Origin of the sequence: uncultured Pontibacter sp., from assembly GCF_947502515.1 — a bacterium.
Classification (GTDB): domain Bacteria; phylum Bacteroidota; class Bacteroidia; order Cytophagales; family Hymenobacteraceae; genus Pontibacter.
The window spans coordinates 187,707-211,707 of sequence record NZ_CANNAI010000002.1 but is presented as its reverse complement, the minus strand read 5'-3'; the positions used below and the strand labels follow the sequence as shown (position 1 = coordinate 211,707).

The following is a 24,001-nucleotide window of genomic DNA, read 5'->3' as shown; positions in this document are numbered from 1 at the left end:
GTGCTTTTACTTGTATGCCAAAGTCGGATGCTGCAATTTTGAGGTAAGAGAATCACAGATGAAAACGTACTACTTCTATACCCTATTACTGATGCTGCTGTTGGGTTGCGCTGACCCGGCCCGCATTGAAGGCTTTGACAGCGATAAATGGCAGCAGGACAAGAGAGGCTGCCAAGGGCAACGCAGTACGATGGTGAAAGAGTTTGATGGAATACGACGCGAGCTTTACGGACGCCCGGAGGAGGAAGTCAAAGATTTACTTGGGAAACCCGATGCGGAGCAGTTGATGCGCCGTGGGCAGCGTGTATTCATTTACTACTTTGAACCGGGATCACATTGCAGTGAGCGAAACAAGCTCTCCGAGGCAAACCGGGCTGAGGTTCGTTTGAATGCGCTCAGCAAGGTGAGTGAAATCACCTACCTACGACCGCTACCCGTATCTAACTAATGACAAAGCCCACTATATGGTGGGCTTTGTTTTTTCAGGAGCAGAGACTGTTATTCTTCCTCTTCATTACCAGTCAGTAAATTGACGTGTTGACGTCCTTCCAGTTCCAAAAACTGTTTCAGCTGTTTTTCGGTCAAGATGCCAGCCATCACCTTGTCCAGCTGGATCTGTATCTCTCTGTAAGTACGTTGCAGTTTCAGTGGATCTTCCAGATTCATTTCAGCTTCAGCCATCCGCTGGTACCGCTCCTCATGTAACAGTTCTACCTGCATCAGTTGCTCTTCGCTCAGATTCAGTTCGCGCTTCATTTCCAGGATCGCCATCTGGGGGCCAGTCAGGTTGATAGCCAGTACTTTTTTGTCCAGATCGTCGTCCGATTCCTTAAGCCGCTGCGCTTGTGCAGTGCTAAGGGTGAGTCCTAGTATAATCAGTATGGGTATAATTCTTTTCATGGTATTCGGGTATTTCGCCGGTAAACGGCTACTCTCTGTTGTTTAGTATTATGAACGGAATTACATTACATTAGTTCAGCTCAAAAAGGCATATTTTTTATATTTTTCTAATAGCATAGCTTGGTGCAAATATTACATAAATAGCAAGATTTCAAAATGATTTTAAACTATAAAAACAACTTGTATTCAAAATCAGCTATATCGTAACTAAGCCACCCGATAACAGTATAAAAAGAAAAACCCTCGAAATAGTATTTTTAACAGTGGCTCCCGGTTCCGCAAAGGCGGCTCCCTCCATATAAAGTGAAATAACCATGAAAACCAAATATTATAATCCCAGTTCGCTTGAGGTTAACTTCGCAAAAGCATTTCAAGACCTGACGCAACAGCTCGAAGACAGGCTGGACGCGGGTAAAGTTGTCAATATCACCCCCATACATGATGCAGACAACCCGATGGTCATTTATAAACTAAAAGATGAGGAAGGCGATTTACATGAAGTAGTTGTACAAATTATACAGCGGCCCGACAACCTGGTAAGTTGAGACGGCAGTAAAATCCAAAAAGAGAGGCGGCCCGGAATTTTCCGGGCCGCCTCTCTTTTTGGAAATATCTTGTCTGCTATAAGCTTACATCTATCACGGGCTGCCGGGTACTTTGTGGTCGCGGCGCTTAAACCATTGCATGGCAATGAAGGCCACCATAAAGCCGGATATCACCCCCTCCAGCATCAAGACCATGAAGATCACAATACCAGGTGTGATGGCCATACGCCCACCGAAGAACTGCTCGCCGGCCAGCACATTTAGCAGCGCATCATCAAAAGCTTTGATGTAGATGACCATAAACACTGCGAACAGTACTGTTGCCAGGGCGGATGTGATAATGCCTGTACCAAGGCCAGAGAAATATCCGATGTTGCCTTGTCGGCTTATCTTATAAGCTCGAATGGCCATGGTAACACCTATTGCCATGATCACACCGTTCAGAAAGCGCAGCTCAATGACCTGCTCCAGGCCAACAAGCTTCATCAGCAAAAAGTAAACGATCAGTCCCAGTGCCGTGAACAGCCCGTATTTGAGGCCAATTTTTTCCATAGTGGTGTATCGGGTGTCTTATTCAAATTATTAAAGTGAATGTCGCTCATTAAATACGCTCTGGCACGGCATGGTCTGCACGTTTAAACCACTGCATGGCGACAAACGCGATGATAAAGCCCGGAATTGTACCGTAGATAATGGTTAGCACAAAAAGTGAAAGCACTGACAAACTTACCGGGAACAGTGAACTTGACTGCAGGTTAGCCAGGTATGCTGTATCCAGCCCGGTAACATACAGCACCAGGAAAAGAGCCAGTATGGTAGAGGAAACTACACCTGTGGTCGCTCCTATGGCCAAGCCCTGGAAATAGTTGATGTTCCCTCCTTTCGCCTTCTTAAATTGAGAAATAGCCACTGCTATACCAATGATCAGGAAGATGGAGCTAAGGAAGGAGAGTTCTATTCTGTTTTGCAGGTTAAGCAGGCGCATGATAAGAAAAAAGAGCACGTGCGCTATACCCACGAAAATACCATATTTAAGCGATACCTTTTGATATGTGATTTTTGATAATGCCATATGAATACTATTTTGATATAAATCCTAAGTTTTTAAAATGAACAGATTAGTTGCACGATTGGTTATAAAACAGAGCTTGCCTTGCGCAATGCTCTTCAAAGCAGGTGCAATCTGCCGTATATAATTAAATCAATATACTAGAGAAAGTGGCGTGGCGTTGTGATTTAAGCCATAAATTTTTCAGAATATAGCCCGAATCGCTTCATTTAAAAGCAATTAACCAACCCGTAGCTACGCCTTAGCCCATTGGTTTACAGCAATTTGAAAAAAAGACGGTTTTTATTTCGTAATTTTGCACCGCAATCGTTTCATATACTCATTTTAAGCTATCTATGATCAGCACCAACAATGTAAGCCTGTCTTATGGCAAGCGTACCCTGTTTGAAGACGTAACCATCAAGTTTTTGCCTGGCAACTGCTATGGCCTTATAGGGGCTAACGGCGCGGGCAAGTCTACTTTTCTGAAAATACTTTCCGGTGAAATTGATCCCAACACCGGGACTGTAGAGATACCAGCCAACGCTCGTCTGGCAGTTCTAAAGCAGAACCACTTCGAGTACGACGAATTCCCGGTATTGCAGACGGTTATCATGGGTCACAAGCGCCTGTTTGATATCATGCAGGAGAAAGACGCCATCTATGCCAAGGCAGACTTTACAGAGGCTGACGGCGAACGTGCAGCTGAACTGGAAGGCGAGTTTGCTGACCTTGAAGGCTGGAACGCTGAGTATGAGGCAGCAGAGCTCCTAAGCGGACTTGGCATTAGCGAAGACCTGCACTACTCATTAATGAAGGACCTGAGCGGTAGCGAGAAGGTACGTGTGCTCCTGGCGCAGGCCCTCTTCGGCAACCCGGACATCCTGCTGCTGGACGAACCTACCAACCACCTGGACGCTGAGTCGATCATGTGGCTGGAGAACTTCCTGGACAATTTCCAAAACACAGTGATTGTTGTATCGCACGACCGTCACTTCCTAGATGCTGTGTGTACGCACGTAGCCGACATCGACTTTGGCAAGATCAAGATGTTTGCAGGTAACTATGGCTTCTGGTACCAGTCAAGTCAGCTGGCTTTGAAACAGCGTGCTGATGCCAACAAGAAGACAGAAGACAAGCGTAAAGAACTGGAAGAATTCATCCGTCGCTTCAGCGCTAACGCTTCCAAGTCGAAGCAGGCGACCTCACGTGCTAAGTTGCTCGAGAAACTGACCGTAGAAGATATTCAGCCTTCATCACGAAAGTACCCATACATAGCTTTCAAACCAGAGCGCGAAGCAGGTAACCAGATCCTGCATGTTGAGAACCTGAGCAAGTCAGTTGACGGACAGCCGATCTTCACCGATATCTCATTCATGGTAGACAAGGGTGATAAAATTGCCGTGATTGGCCGAAACGATATTGCCGCTTCAACATTTTTCAAGATTCTATTTGAAGAAGAACAGCCTGATTCAGGCGAGTTCAAGTGGGGTACAACGATCACAGCTTCCTTCTTCCCGAAAGACAACCAGGAGTTTTTCGCTACCGACTTGAACCTGGTGGATTGGCTGCGTCAGTACTCTACCGAGAAAGACGAAAGCTTTATTCGTGGTTTCCTGGGCCGCATGCTGTTCTCGGGCGAAGAGTCGCTTAAGAAAGCCAACGTGCTGTCGGGAGGCGAAAAAGTGCGCTGCATGTTCTCGCGCATGATGCTGCAATCTGGCAACGTGCTCGTGTTTGACGAGCCTACCAACCACCTGGACCTGGAGTCGATCACGGCACTGAACAACTCTCTGCGTGATTTCGATGGCACCATACTGTTCTCCTCACACGACTTACAGTTTGTGGACACGATCGCTAACCGCATCATTGAGCTGACACCGGGTGGCATTATCGACAAGCGCATGGGCTACGAGGAGTACCTGTCAGATGATAACATCAAGGAGCTCCGCAAAAGAATGTACGCCACAGCCAAGGTATAGCGTATATACCTGCGACAACCTGTAATAAAGCAAGATATGCCGCTACGCTATAGCTACAAACTACTGGTACTGACCCTGTGCTGCCTGCTGGGCAGCACAGCGGCCATGGCCCAAGTTGAACCCGACACAGTGCGCCGCAAACGCGAGTTGCCCACAGGCCCCACGGTTGAACCGCAGCAACAGCAGCGACAACCCCGTGTGACACAGCCGCAAACCCAGCCAGAGGTAATCCGCCCGCAGGTGGTTCGCCCGGGCGAAGAGGCACCACAGGCGCTGATCGATCGCATGTTCTGGGGTGGCAGCTTCGGCCTGCAGTTTGGAACCTTCACCAATATATCACTACTACCTGTACTGGGCTATCGGGCTACTGAAACCTTTTGGCTAGGTATAGGCGGAGTTTATCATTACAGGAGATTTCGGGGCGACAGCATGCACAACTACGGCGGCCGGGTGTTTGCACAGCAGCAGGTATTTGAAAACTTCGTGATTCATGGTGAATTTGAGCAACTGAGCGTGGAGCTCCCACTGATGAATTACAATACAGGAGTTTACGAATTCAGCAGGCGCTTCATAGGTATACCGATGGCCGGACTCGGCTACAGGCAAAAAATTGGCGAACGGGGTGCAGCAGATATATTGCTACTTTACAACTTCAACGACTCCTATGCCTCCCCTTACTCAAATCCGGTTATTAGAGCTGGCTTTAGCTTTCCTTTCAGAAAGTAATCCCAAACAAAGCTATAAAACAGAAAAGGCTGCAATTGCTTGCAGCCTTTTCTGTTTTTGAGTTAGTATTATCAGCCCCGTATGAGTCGTAGCAGTACCACGATTACGGCGATCACCAATAAGATGTGAATCAATCCACCTACAGCATCAGGGAATCCGAGGAATCCGATCAGCCAAAAGATAACTAGCACAACGGCTATGATATACAATAAATTTCCCATAGTTTTAAATATTTTAATTTCGAAAATATAGTCTGTTATCCTATCTAACGTAGTTCCGCTATATAGGTTAAGCGCCTCGTATCAGTCGCAGCAGTACTGCGATAACAGCTAGCACTAATAGTACGTGGATAATACCACCTACGGCATCAGGGAATCCGAGGAATCCGATCAGCCAAAAGATAACTAGCACAACGGCTATGATATACAGTAAATTTCCCATAGTTGTTAAGTTTTAATTTCTCCTTTTCAATGCATTGAAAGCAAAACCGTCTGCTTTGTTTTCAAAACCAGCCTATTAACCAGCTTTGCATTTTTTTGTTTTAAGCTTTTTACGAGCCCTATACTTTAAAGGATGTATATAATCGCATTTTTTTGTATACTTTAAACCAATATTTTATTTATAAATTATTAAAGGCCACCTAAAATAGGTCGATATTCCTTTGATTTACAGTTAAATCAGCGCTTCGGTTACAAATAAAATTGCCTGACATAATTTTGTATAGAATATTAACTATACCTGGTACCTACAGGCACCCCATCTGGCTTTACAGGACCTTAAAAATTGAAGTCTTCCAAGAGAAATGTTTTTAAAACCGATGTTTGTCCGAATTCTGTTAGCTTTGTAATAGATTTTTAACTACACGCATATAGTACTATGAAGAAAATAGCAGTCATTGGTTCGGGCACTATGGGCAACGGCATCGCCCACGTGTTTGCCCAGAATGGTTTCTCAGTTTCATTGGTTGACATTTCGGAGGAGGCGCTCAATAAGGCACTCGCCACTATTACTAAAAACCTCGACCGCATCATGGCCAAAGGCAACCTGACGGAAGAGCAAAAAAGCCAGACACTGGATCGCATCAGCACTTCTACCGACCTTAGACAGGGTGTGCAGGAGGCTGACCTGATCGTAGAGGCAGCCACCGAAAATGTGGATCTGAAACTGAAGATTTTCAGAGACCTGGATGCCTTTGCCAAGCCAGAGGCGATACTGGCCAGCAACACCTCCTCTATCTCCATTACTAAAATCGCTTCGGTAACCAACCGCCCTGACAAAGTGATTGGCATGCACTTCATGAACCCGGTGCCGGTGATGAAACTGGTGGAGATCATCCGCGGCTACTCAACTTCTGACGAAGTGACCAGCCAGGTGATGGACATGTCGCTGCAGCTGGGCAAGGTGCCTACTGAGTGCAACGACTACCCTGGCTTTGTGGCCAACCGCATCCTGATGCCGATGATCAACGAGGCCATTTACTCCCTCTATGAAGGTGTGGCTGGCGTAGAAGAGATCGACACAATCATGAAGCTAGGTATGGCGCATCCGATGGGACCACTGCAACTGGCAGACTTCATTGGACTGGACGTATGTCTTTCTATCCTGAACGTGCTGCACGATGGCTTTGGCAATCCTAAATACGCACCTTGCCCACTGCTCGTGAACATGGTGCAGGCCGGCCACAAGGGCGTGAAGTCAGGGCAGGGCTTCTATTCCTGGACACATGGCACGAAAGAGCTGATGGTGGCGGACCGTTTCAAGAAAAAGCATTTCGCTCAATAGGATGGCACAGACCTTTAATGTAGTTGGCTGGTTTGAGATACCAGTGACGGATATGCCACGGGCCATTCGTTTTTACGAATCTATGCTCGGCTATACCTTACACTACCAACCGATGGGCGAAGAGGAAATGGCCTGGTTCCCCTGGTCAGATGAAGGCGCCGGTGCTCCCGGTTCTTTGGTAAAGAGCGAAAAGCATTATACTCCATCAACTGAGGGCACATTGGTATACTTCTCCTCCCCTTCAGGCGATCTGGCTAATGAACTGGCGAAGGTGGAGCAGGCAGGTGGGAAAGTACTGCAGGACAAAACCCTGATAGCAGAAGACATTGGCTTTATGGCCCTGTTCCTCGACACCGAAGGCAATCGAATTGCTCTGCATTCAAGAGGCTAAATTGAAGGGTCACCTTAAAAAACAGAAATCCCCCTGCTAATACAACAGGGGGATTTCTGTTAAATAAAGGGAAGTATAGAAGCTAAACGGCTACTGCGTTTTCACGAAGAGCATCGTTGAGCGAAGTTTTCAGGTCAGTACTCTCCTTGCGCTGGCCAATAATCAGGGCGCAAGGTACCTGGAAGTCACCTGCAGGGAATTTCTTGGTATAAGAACCAGGTATCACCACGGCACGCGGCGGCACATAGCCTTTGTACTCCTTCGGCTCGCTACCTGTCACGTCAATGATTTTGGAGCTGCCTGTGATAGTTACACCCGCACCGATCACGGCTTCTTTGCCAATGCGGCAACCTTCTACCAGGATGCTACGCGATCCGATGAAGGCTCCGTCTTCAATAATCACAGGTGCTGCCTGTACTGGCTCCAGCACGCCGCCCAAACCAACACCGCCACTCAGGTGCACATGCTTGCCTACCTGCGCGCAGCTACCTACAGTCGCCCAGGTATCCACCATCGTTCCCTCTTCTACGTAGGCGCCGATGTTCACGTAAGACGGCATCATGATCACGCCTTTGGCAAGATAGGCACCATAACGGGCCACAGCATGCGGTACAACACGCACACCCAGTTCGGCATAATTCTTCTTCAGAGCAATCTTGTCATGAAACTCAAACGGCCCCACTTCGATCGTTTTCATGGCCTGGATCGGGAAGTACATCAGCACCGCCTTCTTCACCCACTCGTTTACTTTCCAGTCGTCACCTGCCGGCTCTGCCACACGCAGACGTCCTTTGTCAAGCTCTTCTATGACAGCGCGAATCGCCTCAATCGTATTCTGTTCTTTCAGCAAGTCACGGTTTTCCCAGGCCTGCTCTATTATCTGCTGTAATGCCATGCTATTTTTCGTTTTTAGAGAATGAATGCGTAAAAGTATTAAATTTAGGCGATGTCTGAAAAGAGAATCCTGCTGGCCTCGCTCCTGAAACCTATAAATGATACCCGCCTTTATGAAAAGCTGGGTTCGTCACTAAGCAAATTAGCAGACGTGAGCATCCATTTAGCCGGTTACGCAGCGCCTATTCCTGCCGGGGCACCGGCCAACATGCACTTCCACCCGATCTTCCGGTTTCGCAGGCTGAGTGCCGGCCGTATAGCTGCCCAGCGTGATTACTACCGTATGCTGCAGCACATCAGACCACAGTTAGTCATTGTTAGCACACATGAACTGTTGCTACCCACCCTGCTGTATAAGGCCAGGTATGGCACCCGGATCATTTACGACATACAGGAGAATTATAGCCTCAACTTGCGTGCACAGCACAACTACAGCTGGCCTCTTAAGCACCTGCTGGCCTTGGCGGTACGGAATGTTGAAAATCTAGCAGCCAGCCACACTGATCACTTCCTGCTGGCTGAGACCAGCTATGCCGATGAACTACCCTTTATCAGCAACCGCTATACCTTTATCCAGAACAAGTACAAAGGCAATCCGATACAGCCTGCAACACCAGTCAGCCTGCCACCTGCCAGGCAGTTGCGCCTGCTCTACAGTGGCACTATAGCGGAGGAGTACGGGGTATGGGAAGCCATTGGGCTGGCAAAGCAACTGCAGGCGGTTCGGGGCAATGTGAAGCTGACCATTATCGGTTACTGTGCCAGCAGCCATACCTTGACAAAACTCAGAAAAGCCTGCCAGGCAATGCCCTACGTGGAGCTGATAGGCGGTGACAAACTGGTACCGCACCAGGACATTCTGCAGCAGGTACAAAGCAGCCACATTGGCTTGTTGCCCTATCGACCCAATGCCAGCACATTCCGGTGCATCCCTACTAAGCTATATGAATACATGGCCTTCGGACTACCTATTCTGATCCAGGAAAACCCTTTGTGGAAAGGTATAGTAGAGGGAAACGACGCCGGTATATCTGTTGACTTTAGCCAAATAAACGTAGACGAGCTTACCAGACAATTGACCACTAGCCCCTTTTATCGGTCAGGTATACCTGCTTCCATTTACTGGGAAAGCGAAGAAGTAAAACTGTTGCATGTCATCAACCAACTACTATCTCAGGTATAGACAGAATTAAAAATAATTTTTAGACGAATCTAAATTGAAATAGAATCAGTATATTTGTAAAGCTAAACCTTATATTATGCGAAATTCAAAGATAGCTGGCGTAGGCCATTATGTACCTGAGAAGGTGGTCACCAATTTTGATCTGGAGAAACTCATGGAAACTTCTGACGAATGGATCCGTGAGCGAACAGGTATACAGGAACGTCGCTACTTCCAGGAAGGAGTAGATACGACCTCCAATATGGGAGCCAAGGCATCCATGAAAGCACTTGAAATGGCAGGCCTGAAGCCTGAAGATGTAGACATGATCGTGTTTGCCACCCTCAGCCCGGACTATGTGTTCCCTGGCTCCGGGGTGCTCATGCAACGTGAAATGGGTCTGAAAGAGATTCCAGCGCTGGATGTGCGCAACCAGTGCTCTGGTTTTGTGTATGCCCTCTCAGTAGCGGATCAGTTCATCAAAACCGGCATGTATGACAATATCCTGGTGGTAGGCTCCGAGATTCACTCGAACGGCCTTGACTTCTCTACTCGCGGCCGTAACGTATCGGTGATCTTCGGTGATGGGGCCGGTGCAGTGGTCCTCACTCCTTCTGAAAGCAACGAGCGCGGCATCTTGTCCACGCACCTGCACTCCGATGGCGAGTTTGCTGAAGAGCTGGCTGTGATTGATCCGGGCAGTACCAAGAAGGACCGCCTGACGCATGAGATGATCGATGAAGGCACGATTTACCCTTACATGAACGGCAACCAGGTGTTCAAACATGCCGTGACACGCTTCCCCGAGGTAATTGAAGAAGCACTTAACAAAAATGGCTATAAGGCATCTGATGTAGATATGCTTATACCTCACCAAGCCAACCTGCGCATCACCTCTTATATCCAGCAGAAGATGGGTCTGCCAGCCGAAAAAGTGATGAGCAACATTCACAAGTATGGCAATACCACCGCAGCTTCTGTACCGATTGCTTTGAGCGAAGCCGTGCAGGAAGGGCGCATCAAAGAGGGAGACCTGGTATGTATGGCAGCTTTCGGTTCAGGCTTCACCTGGGCCTCTGCTCTTATCCGTTGGTAGTTTCTGATTTAGTGAATGAGTGAGTTAGTGAACGAGTGATTAAAAGGTTGGAAGGTTTGGAAGATGGAAAGTAGATGTGTGTTTTTGAGCAAATCTCGACCTTACTAATCATGTACTTAAAGTCGTTTGAATCGGTGCAAAACCACAATCAACAATTTAATCATACAACAATTAAAAACTCACTCATCCACTCAATCACTCATTCACCCAATAAAATCCATACCTGTGCATAGTTTTACTGAAGAAAACTACATCAAAGCCATATACAAGCTTTCGGATGGCGGCAACCGAGAGGTGAATACCAATGCCATTGCCGATGCGCTGGATACCAAGGCTGCGTCGGTAACCGATATGCTGCGAAAGCTCAGTGCCAAAGGTATAGCCGACTATGTGAAGTACCGTGGCGTGACACTGACCGGAAAAGGCGAACGGGTGGCTTTACAGATCATCCGCAAACACAGGTTATGGGAGGTTTTTCTGGTCGAGAAGCTGAAGTTCAACTGGGATGAAGTGCACGATATGGCGGAGGAGCTGGAGCACATCAACTCTGATCTGCTTATCAGGCGGCTCGATGAGTTCCTGGGTTATCCAAAATTTGACCCCCACGGCGACCCGATTCCTACGGAAGACGGCGAGATGAATACCAAGCAGCAGCGCCTGCTCGCTGAACTGGAAGTAAACAGCTCCGGAACCGTAGTAGGCGTCAATGACTCACAGCCGCTCTTCCTGCAGTACCTTGACAAAATGGGGATATTCTTGGGAGCCAAGATTAAAGTAATAGATAAAATACCTTACGACAACTCACTGGAAATAAACCTTGAAAACAAAAAAAACCTGGTCATCTCCAGCGAAGTAGCCCGAAATATTTTCCTTTCCGCCTAACATGAAATCCTCTGCTCTATTCCTGAGTCTGCTGTTGGTTCTGCTGTTGGGTACGGCCTGCACCCAGGTTGATACTCGAGGCGAAGTGCCGGCCGGAAAGCGGATGCGCATCGTGACCACGACAGGTATACTGAAGGACGCCGTTGTGAACATAGTAGGCGACGCGGCCGATGTAGAGGCGATCATGGGCAGCGGCGTAGACCCGCACTTATACAAGGCTACACAAGGCGACCTGAACAAGCTGACTGAGGCGGATGTCATCATCTACAACGGGCTGCATCTGGAAGGCAAAATGGGAGAAGTGCTGGAGAAACTGAGCCGCTATAAAACGGTCTTAGCCGCAACGGCAGGTATACCTGAGAGCCAGCTTTTAAAGTCTGCAGAATACGCCGACAGCCATGACCCGCATGTGTGGTTCGATGTGTCGCTCTGGATGCAGGTCGTCGGACACCTGAGCAGCGAGCTGCAGAAAAAAGACCCTCAGCATGCAACGGTATATCAGGCACAGACAGCGGCCTACCTGCGTGAACTCTCAGCACTGCACAACGAAACCAAAGCCGCCATTACTTCTATACCTGAGCAGCAACGCATCCTGATCACGGCGCATGACGCTTTTGGCTACTATGGCGAAGCTTACGGCATAGAGGTGCGCGGATTGCAGGGTATCTCCACCCTATCTGAGTTCGGACTGCAGGATGTGTCATCCCTGGTGAAATTCATTGTGGCCAACAAGATCAAAGCGGTGTTTGTGGAGTCTTCCGTGTCACCTAAGGCTATTGAGGCGGTGGTACAGGGCGCTAGCAAACGCGGGCACACCGTGCGTATTGGCGGCACGCTGTTCTCGGACGCCATGGGCGAAGAGGGAACCCCCGAAGGCACCTATAGCGGGATGGTGCGACATAACACGGATACAATTGTAACTTCTTTAAAATAAGAAGTCTATATTATGATACTTCAAGTAAAAAATCCAGTTGTAGAAGTACACGACCTGACGGTGAGTTACGACCGCAAACCGGTGCTGTGGGGCATTGACCTCACCTTGCCGGCCGGTGCACTTGTGGGTGTGATTGGCCCGAACGGTGCAGGCAAGTCTACCCTGATCAAGGCCATGATGAATCTGCTTCCAGTGAGCAGCGGCTATGTACGCATCTTCGACCAACCGCTGAAGCAGGTATACAGCCGCATCAGCTATGTTCCGCAGCGGGAGTCAGTGGACTGGGATTTTCCGGCTTCGGTGTTTGATGTGGTGCTGATGGGCAGGTATGGACAGCTGGGCTTGTTCAAACGTCCGCGCAAAGCTGACAAAGACGCCGCTATGGAGGCGCTCGAGAAAGTGGGGATGCAAGGTTTTGCCAACCGGCAGATCTCGCAACTTTCAGGTGGTCAGCAGCAGCGGGTATTCCTGGCACGGGCACTGGCCCAGAATGCAGACATTTATTTTATGGACGAGCCCTTTGCAGGCGTTGACATTGCCACAGAAACGGCCATCATCCAGCTGCTTCGCCAGATGCGTGATCAGGGCAAAACCGTGATTGTGGTACACCATGACCTGCAGTCCGCATCGGAGTACTTTGACTGGGTCGTGCTGCTCAACATGCGCCTGGTAGCCTCTGGCCCTACCGAACAAGTGCTAAACCAGGAACTGTTAGAACAAACCTACGGTGGTAAACTTACCCTGCTCAGCAAGGTAGGCGACCTCCTCCGTAAGCAGGAATTCCCGGCAAGGGAGAAGAGCTAGATTGTTTAATTGTTAATAGTTGTGATGCAGGACTTCCTAGAATTTTTCTCCTTCACTGATGCCAACATACGGTACGTGACGCTGGGCTCGGTGCTGCTGGCTGCGAGTTCTGCGGTGGTGGGCTGCTTCACGCTGCTGCGCAAGCGAGCGCTGGTAGGTGATGCTGTGGCACATGCCGTGCTGCCAGGTGTCTGCCTGGCCTTTATCCTGTCTGGTACCAAAAATCCGTTCATCCTGCTGATCGGCGCATTCGTGACAGGCTGGCTCTCGCTAGTGGTGATCGATTATATTACCTCCCGTTCACGGATTAAAGAAGACACGGCCATTGGACTAGTACTCTCGGTCTTCTTTGGTATCGGAATCCTCTTGCTCACCGCCATACAGCAGACCGGCAACGCCGCTCAGAGCGGACTTGACAAGTTCCTGTTTGGCAGTGCCGCTTCGCTCATCGGCGAAGACCTGATCGCTTTTGGTGTAGTAGCTGTGTTGCTTTTGGTAGCGGTGGTGCTCTTTTACAAAGAACTTACCCTGCTCTGTTTCGACCAGGCCTATGCCCGCACCATCGGTTTTCCGGTACGTGGACTGGAGTTACTGCTCACAACACTCACTGTTTTTGCTGTTGTGGTGGGTATACAGGCAGTGGGCGTTGTGTTGATGGCTGCTATGCTGATAACGCCCGCCGCTGCTGCACGCTTCTGGACCGAAAATCTTAGGGTGATGCTATTACTCGCTGCCATTATCGGTGCTTTTTCAGGTATAGCAGGCGCTTTCGTTTCCTACACCGCCCCTTCCATGCCAACAGGCCCCTGGATCGTACTGATCGTGTCGATGATCGCGATTCTGTCGTTTGCGCTGGCGCCTGGCCGGGGTTGGATAGCCCGAATTTTGCGTCAGCGGCGCAATAAGACGCGCATTCTGGAAGAAAACCTCCTCAAACTGCTTTACCAGTTAGGCGAACTTCGGCAAGACTATAGCAGCGCCCGGAGTTTGGAAGAATTACTTGAACGACGCAACATACCTAAAAAGGAAGCCTTAAGCGGATTGCAGAAGCTGAAGCGGCAAGGCTATCTGCAAAAAGAAGACAAACGCTGGCTGCTGACTACGGAAGGTGAGAAACGCGGCCGCCGGGTAGTGCGCCTTCACCGCCTCTGGGAGCTATACCTGACCCAGTACCTGAACTTAGCCTCCGACCACGTGCACGAAGATGCCGAAACCATCGAACATATCATCACGCCGGAACTGGAGCAGCGCCTCATCGAAGAGCTTAATTACCCTGATCTCGATCCACATAGTGCAAGAATACCTTAAGGGATTTAGTAAGTAACGAATGAGTGGCTGAGTGATATTGTGGTGTTTGTAGTTTGGGCTTTTAGATATAAGGAGTTGTAGGATTAGTTCGTAACAAAAGAGGATTTGAAAAAATTGGCAATATGATGATTCGTAAAATTTTTGAAGCAGCAAATCCTGTCCTTGCTCCAGTCCCTAGATAGTCAGTCAGCTAATGTTTATAACTGTTTCATTTCGAAATCTTCAAATCATTAAAAACCACTCATTCACTCCATCACTCATTCGCTAAATAAATAAACATGAACGCATTCTGGATCATATTGACGGGGAGTCTGGTAGCAACATGCTGCAGTCTGTTGGGTTGTTTCCTGATACTGCGGCGGATGGCCATGGTGGGCGATGCTATTTCGCATGCCGTGCTGCCGGGCATTGTGATCGCTTTTATGTTTACGGGCTCGCGTGACACAATTCCAATGCTAATCGGGGCCGGACTGCTGGGCGTGCTCACTACTTTCCTGATCGAGTTCTTCCACCGCTTTGCGCGGGTACAGGCCGATGCGGCCATTGGCGTTACATTCACCTGGCTGTTTGCCATCGGCATCATCCTGATTTCCGTATTTGCCGGTCAGGTGGACCTTGACCAGGACTGCGTACTTTATGGCGAGATAGCCTATGTACCGCTCGACCTGATCATCACCGAAGGAGGCCTGAGCATGGGACCGCGCACAGTCTGGATGCTGGCGGTAGTCACGCTGCTGATCGGCTTATTTATTGTACTAGGATATAAGGAGCTTTTCCTAACCACCTTTGACCCGGCTTTTGCGGCAGCCATAGGCATTTCCACTACCCTCTGGTACTACCTGCTGATGGGTGCCGTATCACTTACGACGGTGGCTTCATTTGAGTCGGTAGGTGCTATTCTGGTGGTGGCCTTTCTGGTTGCTCCTCCTGCCACGGCTTACCTGCTTACCGACGATTTCAAGACCATGCTGGGAACCTCGGTACTCCTGGGGATTATCGCCTCATTTGCCGGGTACTATCTGGCGGTTTGGCTCGATGGGTCTATTGCCGGCGCCATCGCTACTGTGACAGGTTTAGAGTTCCTCCTGGCCTTCCTGTTCTCGCCAAGCCATGGCAAACTGCGTAGACAAAAACGAGTACAGACTGTCGGACACTAGACTGAAGATAAGGTATAAAGCAATGTATATGGAAAGCAACTCTTTAGGCGTTCTGATTCAAAGATAACCCACTATGCTACAGAAAATCCTACTTTTGCCTTTGCTCATGCTTATACTGTCAGGCTATACTTGGCACAAGGCAGTGACGGCTGAGCCTATCACTCAGAAAGGCGCTACAATTAACTGGATCAGTATAGAAGAAGCCGCTGAAAAGATCAAGAAGCAGCCTCGCAAAGTTGTGGTTGACGTCTACACCGATTGGTGTGGGTGGTGCAAGAAGATGGATAAGTCTACCTTCACTGATCCTGCGGTGGTGGCTTACATTAACAAGAACTATTACGCCGTGAAGCTTGACGCTGAGGGCAAAAAGCCGATCACCCTCAATGGTCATACCTATACCTTCAAAGAGCAATACCGTGCCCACGAGTTGGCTGTAGCCCTGCTACAGGGACAGATGAGTTACCCGACTACCGTATACCTGGACGAAAAGTTTAACATGCTCACACCAGTGCCCGGGTACCTCGATGCAAACACTTTCCACCAGATCCTAACCTATTTTGGGGACAACCATCACAAGAGTAAAACCTGGGAAGAATATACTAAGAAGTAAATTCTGAAGGTGGAACCCACGTTTCATGCGGGGGTAGAATCTCCCTATTTCAAATACGCAGCATTACAGCATGAGAGTCGATTTTGAGCCTGATTTAACCGAGCTTAGAATCAGTGAAGCCTAAGGAAATCCATAGAGCAAGTCAGACAGCTCTTCAGATATCACGCTTCATTCCTGATAAATGCGTAATTTTACGGTTATAACAAGCAGCTATACCTTGACCAATCAGCTCATACATACCGATACCATTACAGCGGTAGCTACAGCGTCCGGAACAGGCGCCATCGCAGTGATCCGCCTTTCAGGCCCGGAGGCCATTACCATCACCAATTCAGTTTTCAAAGGAAAAGATCTCACTAGACAAGCCAGCCATACCATCCATTTTGGAACCCTCCGCGATGGCGAAAAAATCGTTGATGAAGTACTCGTTTCGCTGTTTGTGGCCCCTCACTCCTACACCAAAGAGAATGTGGTGGAGATTTCCTGCCACGGCTCCGACTTCATTGTGCAGCAGATTATGCAGCTGCTCCTGAAAAAAGGGGCTCGCCTGGCCAATGCCGGGGAGTTTACAAAACGCGCTTTCCTCAACGGACAATTTGACCTGGCCCAGGCCGAGGCCGTGGCCGACCTGATCGCTTCGGACTCCGCTCTTTCGCATGAAGTGGCCATGAAGCAGATGCGCGGTGGTTTTTCGCAGGAGATCAAGCGACTGCGGGCCGAACTAGTGCACTTTGCCTCCATGATCGAGTTAGAGCTTGACTTTGGCGAGGAAGACGTGGAATTTGCTGATCGTGACCAGTTGCGCACCCTGATCCTGAACATACAGCAGATCATTCGTGAGTTGCTCAAGTCATTTGAATTGGGCAATGTGATCAAAAATGGAGTCCCGACTGTAATCGTGGGTAAGCCAAATGCGGGCAAGTCCACCCTGCTCAACAAACTGCTCAACGAAGAAAAAGCCATTGTTTCAGATGTGCCGGGTACGACACGCGACTTCATCGAAGACGAAATTAACATTGGAGGTGTCACATTCCGCTTTATCGACACTGCCGGTTTGCGCGAGACAACCGACAAAGTAGAAGCCATTGGCGTGGAGCGCACCATGCAGAAGTTGAGCCAGTCCTCCCTGATTATTTACCTGTTCGACATCACTGAAACGACGCCTGCCGAACTACAAGCTGAGTTGGAAGTGCTCAATCCAAAAAAACTTCCTTTCCTGCCTGTCGCGAATAAGATTGATCAGGCCTCACAGGAGAAACTGGACTCTTTCGCAGGTATAGAAGGGCTGGTGCAAATCTCTGCAGCAGAGGGTGCCCATTTGGAAGACCTGAAACTTGCACTCGTTAATAAAGTAAACCTGGGCAAACTGAATACGCAACAGCAGACCATTGTAACCAACCTACGCCACGTAGACAGCCTGAACAAAACCTACGAAGCTCTGGATGATGTGCTGAACGGACTGGCCCTAGGCATGAGCGGCGACCTGGTGGCAGCAGATATCCGCCGGGCACTTTACAGCCTTGGCCAGATCACGGGCGAGATCACGACGGATGATTTGTTGGATAACATCTTCACGAAATTCTGCATCGGCAAGTAAAATATGTAAGTGAGTAGACTGTATAAAGTATCATAATAAGGAAACCATATTTTGAGTTAAGTAAACTTAATGCATGGCTTAACTTTATAAAAAGCATCTACCAGAATATCGGGTAGATGCTTTTTACTACTTGACTATATTATCTTATTTCCCTGATCCGAGAAAGTAAAGGCCATCTTTCCAAATGGTCTTTAAAAAAACTAGAGTCTCAGGATGCCCATTTAATTGTGCAGCCGATCGCTTTGGTTTTAGTGATCTCCGGTGATTTGTTGTTCTCGAGCGCCTCAATGGCATCCTCTACATAAAGCTTATCCGCGCTTACCGCATCCCTGGCGTTATTGTCAATAGAGCCAATATATACGACCTCGCGATCCTTATTTAACACATAAACATGGGGCGTGTTTGTAGCTCCATATGCCCTGGCAATCTCCTGTGTCTTATCCTGAACGTAAGGAAATTTGAACCCCTTTTCTTGGGCACGTTCAATCATATTGTCAAAAGAGTCTCCCCTTTTTTTCGAGCGTCATTGGAATTTATAGCAACAACAGGATATCCTTTAGCTGCGAATTTGGTATGCAGCGCTATAATACGATCTTCATACATTTTTGAAAAAGGGCATGTGTTGCAGGTAAAAATAACGATATACCCTTTGGCCCCTTCATAATCAGCCAATGATACCATTTGTCCATTCACATTTTTTAACCGGAAGTCACGTGCAGTGTCACCAACTGCATATCCACCAGTAACGTCTCCATTTTCATTATCTGCTTCAGAAGATGAACAGGCAAAAAAGATTAGCAGCGATAAGATCGCCATTAGGTTTACATTTTTCATAGAATTAATCTTTTAAGAGTTTATTAATATGTTCTTCAAGCTCAGCTTTTGTGAGTTCTCCTTCAAGTAAGACCCTTTGAGCAGTTGCATTTTGGATAAGGAGAGTTGCAGGGATGGCTCCAGACCAGGAAGGATCCACCTGGTCAATAAAAAGATTTGGGTCGGATTCGTCCAATAACCAAACGGGAGCGCCTATTTTTTTGCGCTGAAGGAACGCATTGACTTTGGTTCGTTCATCTGGAAAATCAAGGTTAACAAGCAGTACCTCAATTTTATGCGGGTCATATGCATAGCGCAGAGAATCTATGAAGGGCAACTCCTTCACACAAGGCTGACACCAGGTAGCCCAGAAATTGATAACCTTTACTTTCGTGTCAGTTCTTGTCACCATGTATTCCTGGAGCTCTGAAAATTTGATCACTTTCTCCAATTTGAAATCACGTGCAATGTCGCCAACTGATAAGTTGCCAGTGTTATGACCAACTTCAGATTCACTTTTTGAAGAGCAATAGGTAAAGACGATTAGCAGTGAGCAAATCGATAAAATATTTATGTATTTCATAGTCTTAAGTATTTCTGTTTCAATTGACAGCAGCTACTAAAAGCTGCTTCAATACATTCCATCCTTTTTTCATTATTCTTGCTTCTGAAGGCTCACCTCCCTGCTATTATCCATCCTTTTCAGGTCCATTAGCAGATGATTCGGATCAATACCGGCATAAGCGGGCTTGTGGGGTAGCTCCACCACAATAGTCTGCTTCCCGGAGCGGATGCGGTGCCATTCTAAGTAGAGCATTTCCCGTTCTTCCTTCTGCTCGCTAAGAGGTTTAAAAACTCCTATTTGAATCCAGTCATTCATTGGTACATTTGCTTCTACACCCAATGTATCCACGTTATATTTTCTAGCCTGCAAATCCAGGCTCACCTCCCAGTTGCCTGCCTTGTTTTTCTTGGCTGTAGATTTTTCTGTTTTCAAATCCCAGAATGTGTTAGCTGCGAATAGATCGTGCAAAAGATACTGGATTGAATCCGGGGTAACCTGTTTAAGCTCGCTGTAAAGATCCTGAGGGGTAGGTAGTGGCGGTGTCCCAGAGGCATTTTTCCTGAATAGTTTTCGCAGCGCCATACCTATTTGTTCCTTCCGTATATATTCACGCAGGGTATACAGCGCTAAGGGTGCCTTTTGGTAGATCAGATTATGATCGCTTGCCAGCAACAAGGGTTGAACAGCTCTTGATTGTGGGCTAAAGTATTCTTGCTGAATCATGCGCAGAAACCCAAGGAACTTTTCCTTCCCCTCGGCTTCCTCTATGATCTCCAGAGCGTAATACCAGGCGAGCGATTCAGTCAGCAATCCCTTCCCTTTGACTAAGGCTGGGAAAAGTTGATGTGCCCACCATTGATGCGCCACTTCGTGTGCGACAATGGAAAAGATTAGGTCAATCTCCCGTGGATCCTCCTCAGGGTTAAGAAGCGCGATCCCAGTCCTGTACCAAACATTAGTTGGGTGCGCATACATCCCTTTATTATAACCCGAATTCTCTATGAAACGAATTTCACTGTGCGGATAAGGACCCAGATGTTGGCTAAGGTAGCTCAACGATGCCTGTATGCCACGCATCATCCGCTCAGTGTTTTGCGAGTGGCCAGGGTGATAGAGAATTTCTATATTGACCGTCTGGGAAGAATCCGGGTGTTTCCATTTCCCTTTGAGCACTTCATATTCGGCCGAGAAGAATGCATACCTATTCGTGATGGGTGTCTCAGCGGAATAGTGGAAATAACTACGTCCGTTTTCCTCCCAGCTTCGTTGCAGTTTTCCCTGCGTTACTGCAATCTGCCCTTTCTCGGTGCCCACCACTGCTTCAAAATGGATACGTTCCTGTCCAGGTATGCCCATGCGTGCTTCATCATCATTAAGCCAGAAACCCTGATGTGCTGTGAGTCCTTGCTCAGCTCGTTCTATGGGGTCGTCAATTTCCCGTTCTCTTCGATAGCCAATGGATGGAATCCGGGCATTGTCGAAGTATGAGCCATTCTCCACGATGGAGGCATCAATAGCATAATTGGGGAAACCCTTTGGGTTAACACGTACTTGGAAATCTAGTTGTAGCGATTCTCCAGGAGCAAGGGGCTTTTGCAGCACATAAATATGGTGCCCCAGCTTACTGTCCACCAATACTGGTCTGGCAGCTGGATTAAAGCGTAACACATGACTTTCTATACCTGGCGCAGTCGCCAAATGGATCGTATCAATCGTTGATGTGGTCCTGTTTACAAAATGAGAACTACCGTGCATCTCTACTGCCCGTCTTTCAGGATAAATCTCCACATGAAGATTTGTTGCGGTCAACCAAGGCTGTGGGCTATTCATATACTTTCTATACAACTTCTCGTATGCTGCTTTCCACGCCTCTCCTTTTGGGGCAGCAGTCAGTGGATAAAGGATGCTGGTGTTGTAGAAGATGACACCACCCAAGATCAGAACAAGTAACCCAGCGAAGGCAGCAATTGCTTTTGTCGGGCGCGTTAGGCGACGACTCCCCTCCAGGAGCCTTTGTCTCAGACTGCTTTCTGCGCCTCGTGGCCAAAGAAGTGTTGCAACGACCGCTAACAGCAGCGCCCAGGCCGCCCAATAAAGTTTAAAAAGAAGCAAGGGTCTTAGGTATGGCTCCAATCCTCGTATTTCTGAATAAGTCCAGCCTGGGTCAGACCCATATACAAGCAGCCCGGGCTCTATACCCATGGCAGGTCCAAAATATAGAACTATAAGAAAAACCAGCGTAATCAGGTGAGCTATGTACTTCTGGTTGACTACGATATGAATCGCAAAGGATAGTAGTACCAGTAAGACATATTCAACAAACCGAATCCCAAACAGAATTTTCAGGTATAGGCCTACCTCAAAGTTGTAGTACCCCAATCGCACCTGGACTATCATTCCTGAAAAAATAATGAGTAACTGCAACACAGCCAGTGCAATGAAGAGACCAGCGAATTTGCCTGCGAATAAAATCCATACCGGCATGGGTGCCGCTCCTACAATCTCGTTCAGCCTTGTTTCCCGCTCCCGCCACACAAGTTCTCCCGCATAGTACAGGATGAGGAGCGGGACCAACAACCACATGGCATTGTATTCGATGTTTTCCAATAGAATTGAAAGATGCCCTGTAACAGGCAATTCGGGTACGAAGTGATATTCATTGAACCAGGAAGGGCTGGTGACCACCACAAAAATGGAGAAGCAGACAAAAATGATCCATCCCCTATCCATTATTACTTTAAATGACTCCTGGGTGATAGTTACAACCTGTAGTATGCGGGTTGCATACCCAAAGGTTTGTTTAGTCTGAGGAACTACAACAGACGCATTTTGCACACGCTGTTGGTTCTCAGCAATCGTAAAAAAGGAAAATAAGCAGTGCCATGGGCGATTTTTCTTATCAGCCTTAAAGACAGGCTGAACAGTGAAACGGAAATAGGTGAGCGTAAGAAAACCTAGCGCGACTGCGCACCATAAAAGGCGGTTTAGTAGCGTCCAGGTTTGTGTTGCTGGCATGCGTGTGTTCTTCTCTAAAGGAGTCCACAAACTCTTGAGTTCCTGAATTAAAGTGATTCCCAGTGGATCCATCAGCTTCGCAAGATTCCAATTCTTCAGCTCCACCGCCAGTAACTGCCAGGTGGCAAGCGCTGTGAACACCATAAATATGCCCACAAGGAAGCTTGAAATACCTCGTCGGCTCAATACAGCCACAGCAAACATGAGTGCTACGGCAACAAAAGTGGTTGGCAGCAGAAGCAATACATACGCACTGATATAAGCGGCTGGATTAAATGGTCCAGGAAGACCCACATGCTCACTAGGGAAAAAAGATGCCACCAAAAGGCCAAGCGGAATGGCGGTCATGACGAATGCACCAAGGGCAAAGGCGGCGAGGTAACGGCCTCCCAGGTAGACAAGCTTGCTGACAGGTGCGGCATAAAGCAGCGGATGCATCCTGGTTGCTAGGTCCCTGGCCGCTGCATTGCCAGCAAGTGGAGCCAGGATCCAAACCCCCAAAATGAAGCCTATCACGGTAATCTTGGAGATAAAATAAGGTGAATTTCGGGTATAGCCACCAATGAGCATCTCTTCGATAAAGATGTCACGAGCCATAAAGAAAGAAACTACGAGCAGAAGCAGGAAAAAGAACCAGGTCGAGATGCTGCGCAACTGATAAGCAACCTCGTAGCGAAAAGTTTCCCAAAGTTTCATACCAGCACCTCCTTTGTCTCTTGAACCAGGTTCTTTCGGAAGTCCTGAGCGATTACGGTAAAATAGACATCCTCCAGATCGGGGGTTATAGATTCGAAGTCACTCCCAGGGGAGGCTTCGCTAAAGATGTGTACCACAGTCCGCCCACCAAGAAGTTTTGTGGAAATGATATGATGTGCTCGCTCCAGCTCTGGCAATTCCTTCCTTTCTATCACCCGTCGCCATACTTTCCCCCTTAAGTCTTCAATAGCCTGTTGGGGTTCAGCTTCCAGCAATATCTGTCCTTTGTTGATCACAGCCATGCGTGTACAAAGTTCCGAGACATCCTCCACGATGTGCGTAGAGAGAATGACAACGCTGTTCTCGCCCATTTCACTGAGCAGATTGAGAAACCGTAACCGTTCGGCGGGGTCAAGTCCTGCTGTCGGTTCGTCTACAATGATCAACTTTGGGTTTCCCAGCATGGCGACAGCCACACCAAAACGCTGGCGCATCCCACCTGAGAAGCCTCCAAGCTTTTGATTGCGCACATCCCACAAATTGGTTTGCCGAAGTAGTGCCTCTACAACTTCTCTCCTAGCCTTTTTTTCCCTTATCCCTTTGAGCACAGCAAAATAGTTTAGTAGTTCTTCTGCTCTTGCTTTAGGATGTAGCCCAAATTCCTGTGGAAGATACCCCAGCGTTTGTTGCACCCGCTCTTTCTGCTTCAGTACATCAATGTCCCCAAAGTGAATAGTACCTTCATCCGGATCCTGCAAGGTAGCCAGGGTTCGCATCAGTGTAGATTTACCAGCACCATTTGGACCCAGCAGGCCATACATGCCAGGTGGTATCGTGAGTGAGATATTCTGAAGCGCCTTAACACCATTCGCATAGGATTTAGACACGGTCCGTATACTTAAAGAAATTTGATCTTTCATAATTCTAAGTACCTTGATGACAGAACAAAGGAGCAGGTACCGATGCAGAAAGCAAAATGCGATATACTAATGCTGAGAAAAGTCGACAAACAGATCGTAAACTTCTGCCAAATCACTTACAGATGGAAAGACTGATTTTGTAGATTATAACTGGCGCTGGTCGATTAGACGAGA

Annotated in this window: 26 protein-coding genes and 1 pseudogene; 15 read left to right on the top strand and 12 right to left on the bottom strand. The window is 48.1% G+C overall.

Going from position 1 to position 24,001, the window contains the following annotated elements; all coding sequences use genetic code 11:
- Positions 1-58: 58 nt before the first annotated feature.
- A complete protein-coding gene (locus Q1A54_RS05630; RefSeq protein WP_299985745.1) occupies positions 59-448 on the top strand; it encodes a hypothetical protein in 390 nt (129 codons plus the stop codon).
- Between the two features lie 50 nt (positions 449-498).
- Here Q1A54_RS05630 and Q1A54_RS05625 read toward each other — a convergent pair whose 3' ends face one another.
- Positions 499-900 carry a hypothetical protein gene (locus Q1A54_RS05625; protein WP_299985743.1) on the bottom strand — a complete coding sequence of 134 codons (402 nt, stop codon included), beginning with the start codon at positions 898-900 and terminating at the stop codon, positions 499-501.
- A 314-nt stretch (positions 901-1,214) separates the two neighbouring features.
- Here Q1A54_RS05625 and Q1A54_RS05620 point away from each other — a divergent pair, with 314 nt between their 5' ends.
- Positions 1,215-1,445 carry a hypothetical protein gene (locus Q1A54_RS05620; RefSeq protein WP_007660813.1) on the top strand — a complete coding sequence of 77 codons (231 nt, stop codon included), beginning with the start codon at positions 1,215-1,217 and terminating at the stop codon, positions 1,443-1,445.
- A gap of 93 nt (positions 1,446-1,538) precedes the next feature.
- Here Q1A54_RS05620 and Q1A54_RS05615 read toward each other — a convergent pair whose 3' ends face one another.
- Positions 1,539-1,997 (bottom strand): DUF4199 domain-containing protein, encoded by a 459-nt coding sequence (locus tag Q1A54_RS05615; protein WP_196114701.1) that lies wholly within the window; start codon positions 1,995-1,997, stop codon positions 1,539-1,541.
- A 49-nt stretch (positions 1,998-2,046) separates the two neighbouring features.
- Complete coding sequence (locus Q1A54_RS05610) at positions 2,047-2,517, bottom strand: DUF4199 domain-containing protein (protein ID WP_196114700.1); 471 nt, start codon at positions 2,515-2,517, stop codon at positions 2,047-2,049.
- Between the two features lie 332 nt (positions 2,518-2,849).
- Between Q1A54_RS05610 and Q1A54_RS05605 the strand changes: the two genes are divergently transcribed.
- Positions 2,850-4,475, top strand: coding sequence for an ATP-binding cassette domain-containing protein (locus tag Q1A54_RS05605; protein WP_299985739.1), 1,626 nt, complete (start codon positions 2,850-2,852; stop codon positions 4,473-4,475).
- A 36-nt stretch (positions 4,476-4,511) separates the two neighbouring features.
- On the top strand, positions 4,512-5,201 hold the full coding sequence (locus Q1A54_RS05600; protein WP_299985737.1) for a hypothetical protein: 690 nt from the start codon (positions 4,512-4,514) through the stop codon (positions 5,199-5,201).
- Positions 5,202-5,272: 71 nt separating this feature from the next.
- On the opposite strand, the gene Q1A54_RS05595 is transcribed toward Q1A54_RS05600, so the two are convergent.
- Together Q1A54_RS05595 and Q1A54_RS05590 are read right to left on the bottom strand one after the other, a co-directional pair.
- Entirely contained in the window at positions 5,273-5,422 is a 150-nt protein-coding gene (locus Q1A54_RS05595) for a lmo0937 family membrane protein (protein ID WP_007660460.1), read from the bottom strand.
- Between the two features lie 67 nt (positions 5,423-5,489).
- Complete coding sequence (locus Q1A54_RS05590; protein WP_007660459.1) at positions 5,490-5,642, bottom strand: lmo0937 family membrane protein; 153 nt, start codon at positions 5,640-5,642, stop codon at positions 5,490-5,492.
- Positions 5,643-6,077: 435 nt separating this feature from the next.
- Here Q1A54_RS05590 and Q1A54_RS05585 point away from each other — a divergent pair, with 435 nt between their 5' ends.
- Both Q1A54_RS05585 and Q1A54_RS05580 read left to right on the top strand, forming a co-directional pair.
- Positions 6,078-6,983, top strand: a complete 906-nt coding sequence (locus tag Q1A54_RS05585) for a 3-hydroxybutyryl-CoA dehydrogenase (RefSeq protein ID WP_299985735.1) — start codon at positions 6,078-6,080, stop codon at positions 6,981-6,983.
- A 1-nt stretch (position 6,984) separates the two neighbouring features.
- Positions 6,985-7,374: a VOC family protein gene (locus tag Q1A54_RS05580; protein ID WP_299985733.1), complete on the top strand. Its 390-nt coding sequence runs from the start codon at positions 6,985-6,987 to the stop codon at positions 7,372-7,374.
- 82 nt (positions 7,375-7,456) lie between these two features.
- Here Q1A54_RS05580 and Q1A54_RS05575 read toward each other — a convergent pair whose 3' ends face one another.
- Positions 7,457-8,269: a 2,3,4,5-tetrahydropyridine-2,6-dicarboxylate N-succinyltransferase gene (locus tag Q1A54_RS05575; protein ID WP_196114695.1), complete on the bottom strand. Its 813-nt coding sequence runs from the start codon at positions 8,267-8,269 to the stop codon at positions 7,457-7,459.
- Between the two features lie 51 nt (positions 8,270-8,320).
- On the opposite strand from Q1A54_RS05575, the gene Q1A54_RS05570 reads away from it, so the two are divergent.
- From Q1A54_RS05570 to mnmE, 9 genes are all read left to right on the top strand, one after another.
- Positions 8,321-9,451, top strand: coding sequence for a glycosyltransferase (locus Q1A54_RS05570; protein ID WP_299985731.1), 1,131 nt, complete (start codon positions 8,321-8,323; stop codon positions 9,449-9,451).
- Positions 9,452-9,527: 76 nt separating this feature from the next.
- Complete coding sequence (locus Q1A54_RS05565; protein WP_007658843.1) at positions 9,528-10,526, top strand: beta-ketoacyl-ACP synthase III; 999 nt, start codon at positions 9,528-9,530, stop codon at positions 10,524-10,526.
- A gap of 225 nt (positions 10,527-10,751) precedes the next feature.
- The gene (locus Q1A54_RS05560) at positions 10,752-11,408 is read left to right on the top strand and encodes a metal-dependent transcriptional regulator (RefSeq protein WP_196114693.1); all 657 of its coding nucleotides are present in this window, start codon (positions 10,752-10,754) and stop codon (positions 11,406-11,408) included.
- A gap of 1 nt (position 11,409) precedes the next feature.
- Positions 11,410-12,342: a zinc ABC transporter substrate-binding protein gene (locus Q1A54_RS05555; RefSeq protein WP_299985727.1), complete on the top strand. Its 933-nt coding sequence runs from the start codon at positions 11,410-11,412 to the stop codon at positions 12,340-12,342.
- A 12-nt stretch (positions 12,343-12,354) separates the two neighbouring features.
- Positions 12,355-13,146, top strand: a complete 792-nt coding sequence (locus tag Q1A54_RS05550; protein WP_196114691.1) for a metal ABC transporter ATP-binding protein — start codon at positions 12,355-12,357, stop codon at positions 13,144-13,146.
- Between the two features lie 24 nt (positions 13,147-13,170).
- Positions 13,171-14,454, top strand: coding sequence for an iron chelate uptake ABC transporter family permease subunit (locus Q1A54_RS05545; protein ID WP_299985724.1), 1,284 nt, complete (start codon positions 13,171-13,173; stop codon positions 14,452-14,454).
- A 278-nt stretch (positions 14,455-14,732) separates the two neighbouring features.
- Positions 14,733-15,611, top strand: a complete 879-nt coding sequence (locus Q1A54_RS05540) for a metal ABC transporter permease (protein WP_196114689.1) — start codon at positions 14,733-14,735, stop codon at positions 15,609-15,611.
- 73 nt (positions 15,612-15,684) lie between these two features.
- Positions 15,685-16,221, top strand: a complete 537-nt coding sequence (locus Q1A54_RS05535) for a thioredoxin fold domain-containing protein (protein ID WP_299985720.1) — start codon at positions 15,685-15,687, stop codon at positions 16,219-16,221.
- Positions 16,222-16,402: 181 nt separating this feature from the next.
- Complete coding sequence (gene mnmE, locus Q1A54_RS05530) at positions 16,403-17,818, top strand: tRNA uridine-5-carboxymethylaminomethyl(34) synthesis GTPase MnmE (protein ID WP_299985718.1); 1,416 nt, start codon at positions 16,403-16,405, stop codon at positions 17,816-17,818.
- Positions 17,819-18,026: 208 nt separating this feature from the next.
- Here mnmE and Q1A54_RS20355 read toward each other — a convergent pair whose 3' ends face one another.
- The 6 genes and pseudogenes from Q1A54_RS20355 to Q1A54_RS05510 form a co-directional block, all read right to left on the bottom strand.
- Positions 18,027-18,203 carry a hypothetical protein gene (locus Q1A54_RS20355; RefSeq protein ID WP_366915800.1) on the bottom strand — a complete coding sequence of 59 codons (177 nt, stop codon included), beginning with the start codon at positions 18,201-18,203 and terminating at the stop codon, positions 18,027-18,029.
- 30 nt (positions 18,204-18,233) lie between these two features.
- Positions 18,234-18,308, bottom strand: a pseudogene (locus Q1A54_RS20350) (thioredoxin family protein); the annotation flags it as partial.
- Entirely contained in the window at positions 18,305-18,652 is a 348-nt protein-coding gene (locus Q1A54_RS20345) for a redoxin domain-containing protein (protein WP_366915788.1), read from the bottom strand. The pseudogene Q1A54_RS20350 and the gene Q1A54_RS20345, both read right to left, overlap by 4 nt.
- Before the next feature lie 4 nt (positions 18,653-18,656).
- On the bottom strand, positions 18,657-19,214 hold the full coding sequence (locus Q1A54_RS05520; RefSeq protein ID WP_299985715.1) for a TlpA disulfide reductase family protein: 558 nt from the start codon (positions 19,212-19,214) through the stop codon (positions 18,657-18,659).
- A 72-nt stretch (positions 19,215-19,286) separates the two neighbouring features.
- The gene (locus Q1A54_RS05515) at positions 19,287-22,907 is read right to left on the bottom strand and encodes an ABC transporter permease (RefSeq protein ID WP_299985713.1); all 3,621 of its coding nucleotides are present in this window, start codon (positions 22,905-22,907) and stop codon (positions 19,287-19,289) included.
- The gene (locus tag Q1A54_RS05510) at positions 22,904-23,815 is read right to left on the bottom strand and encodes an ABC transporter ATP-binding protein (protein ID WP_299986907.1); all 912 of its coding nucleotides are present in this window, start codon (positions 23,813-23,815) and stop codon (positions 22,904-22,906) included. The genes Q1A54_RS05515 and Q1A54_RS05510 overlap by 4 nt, the downstream gene beginning before the upstream one ends.
- Positions 23,816-24,001 lie beyond the last annotated feature (186 nt).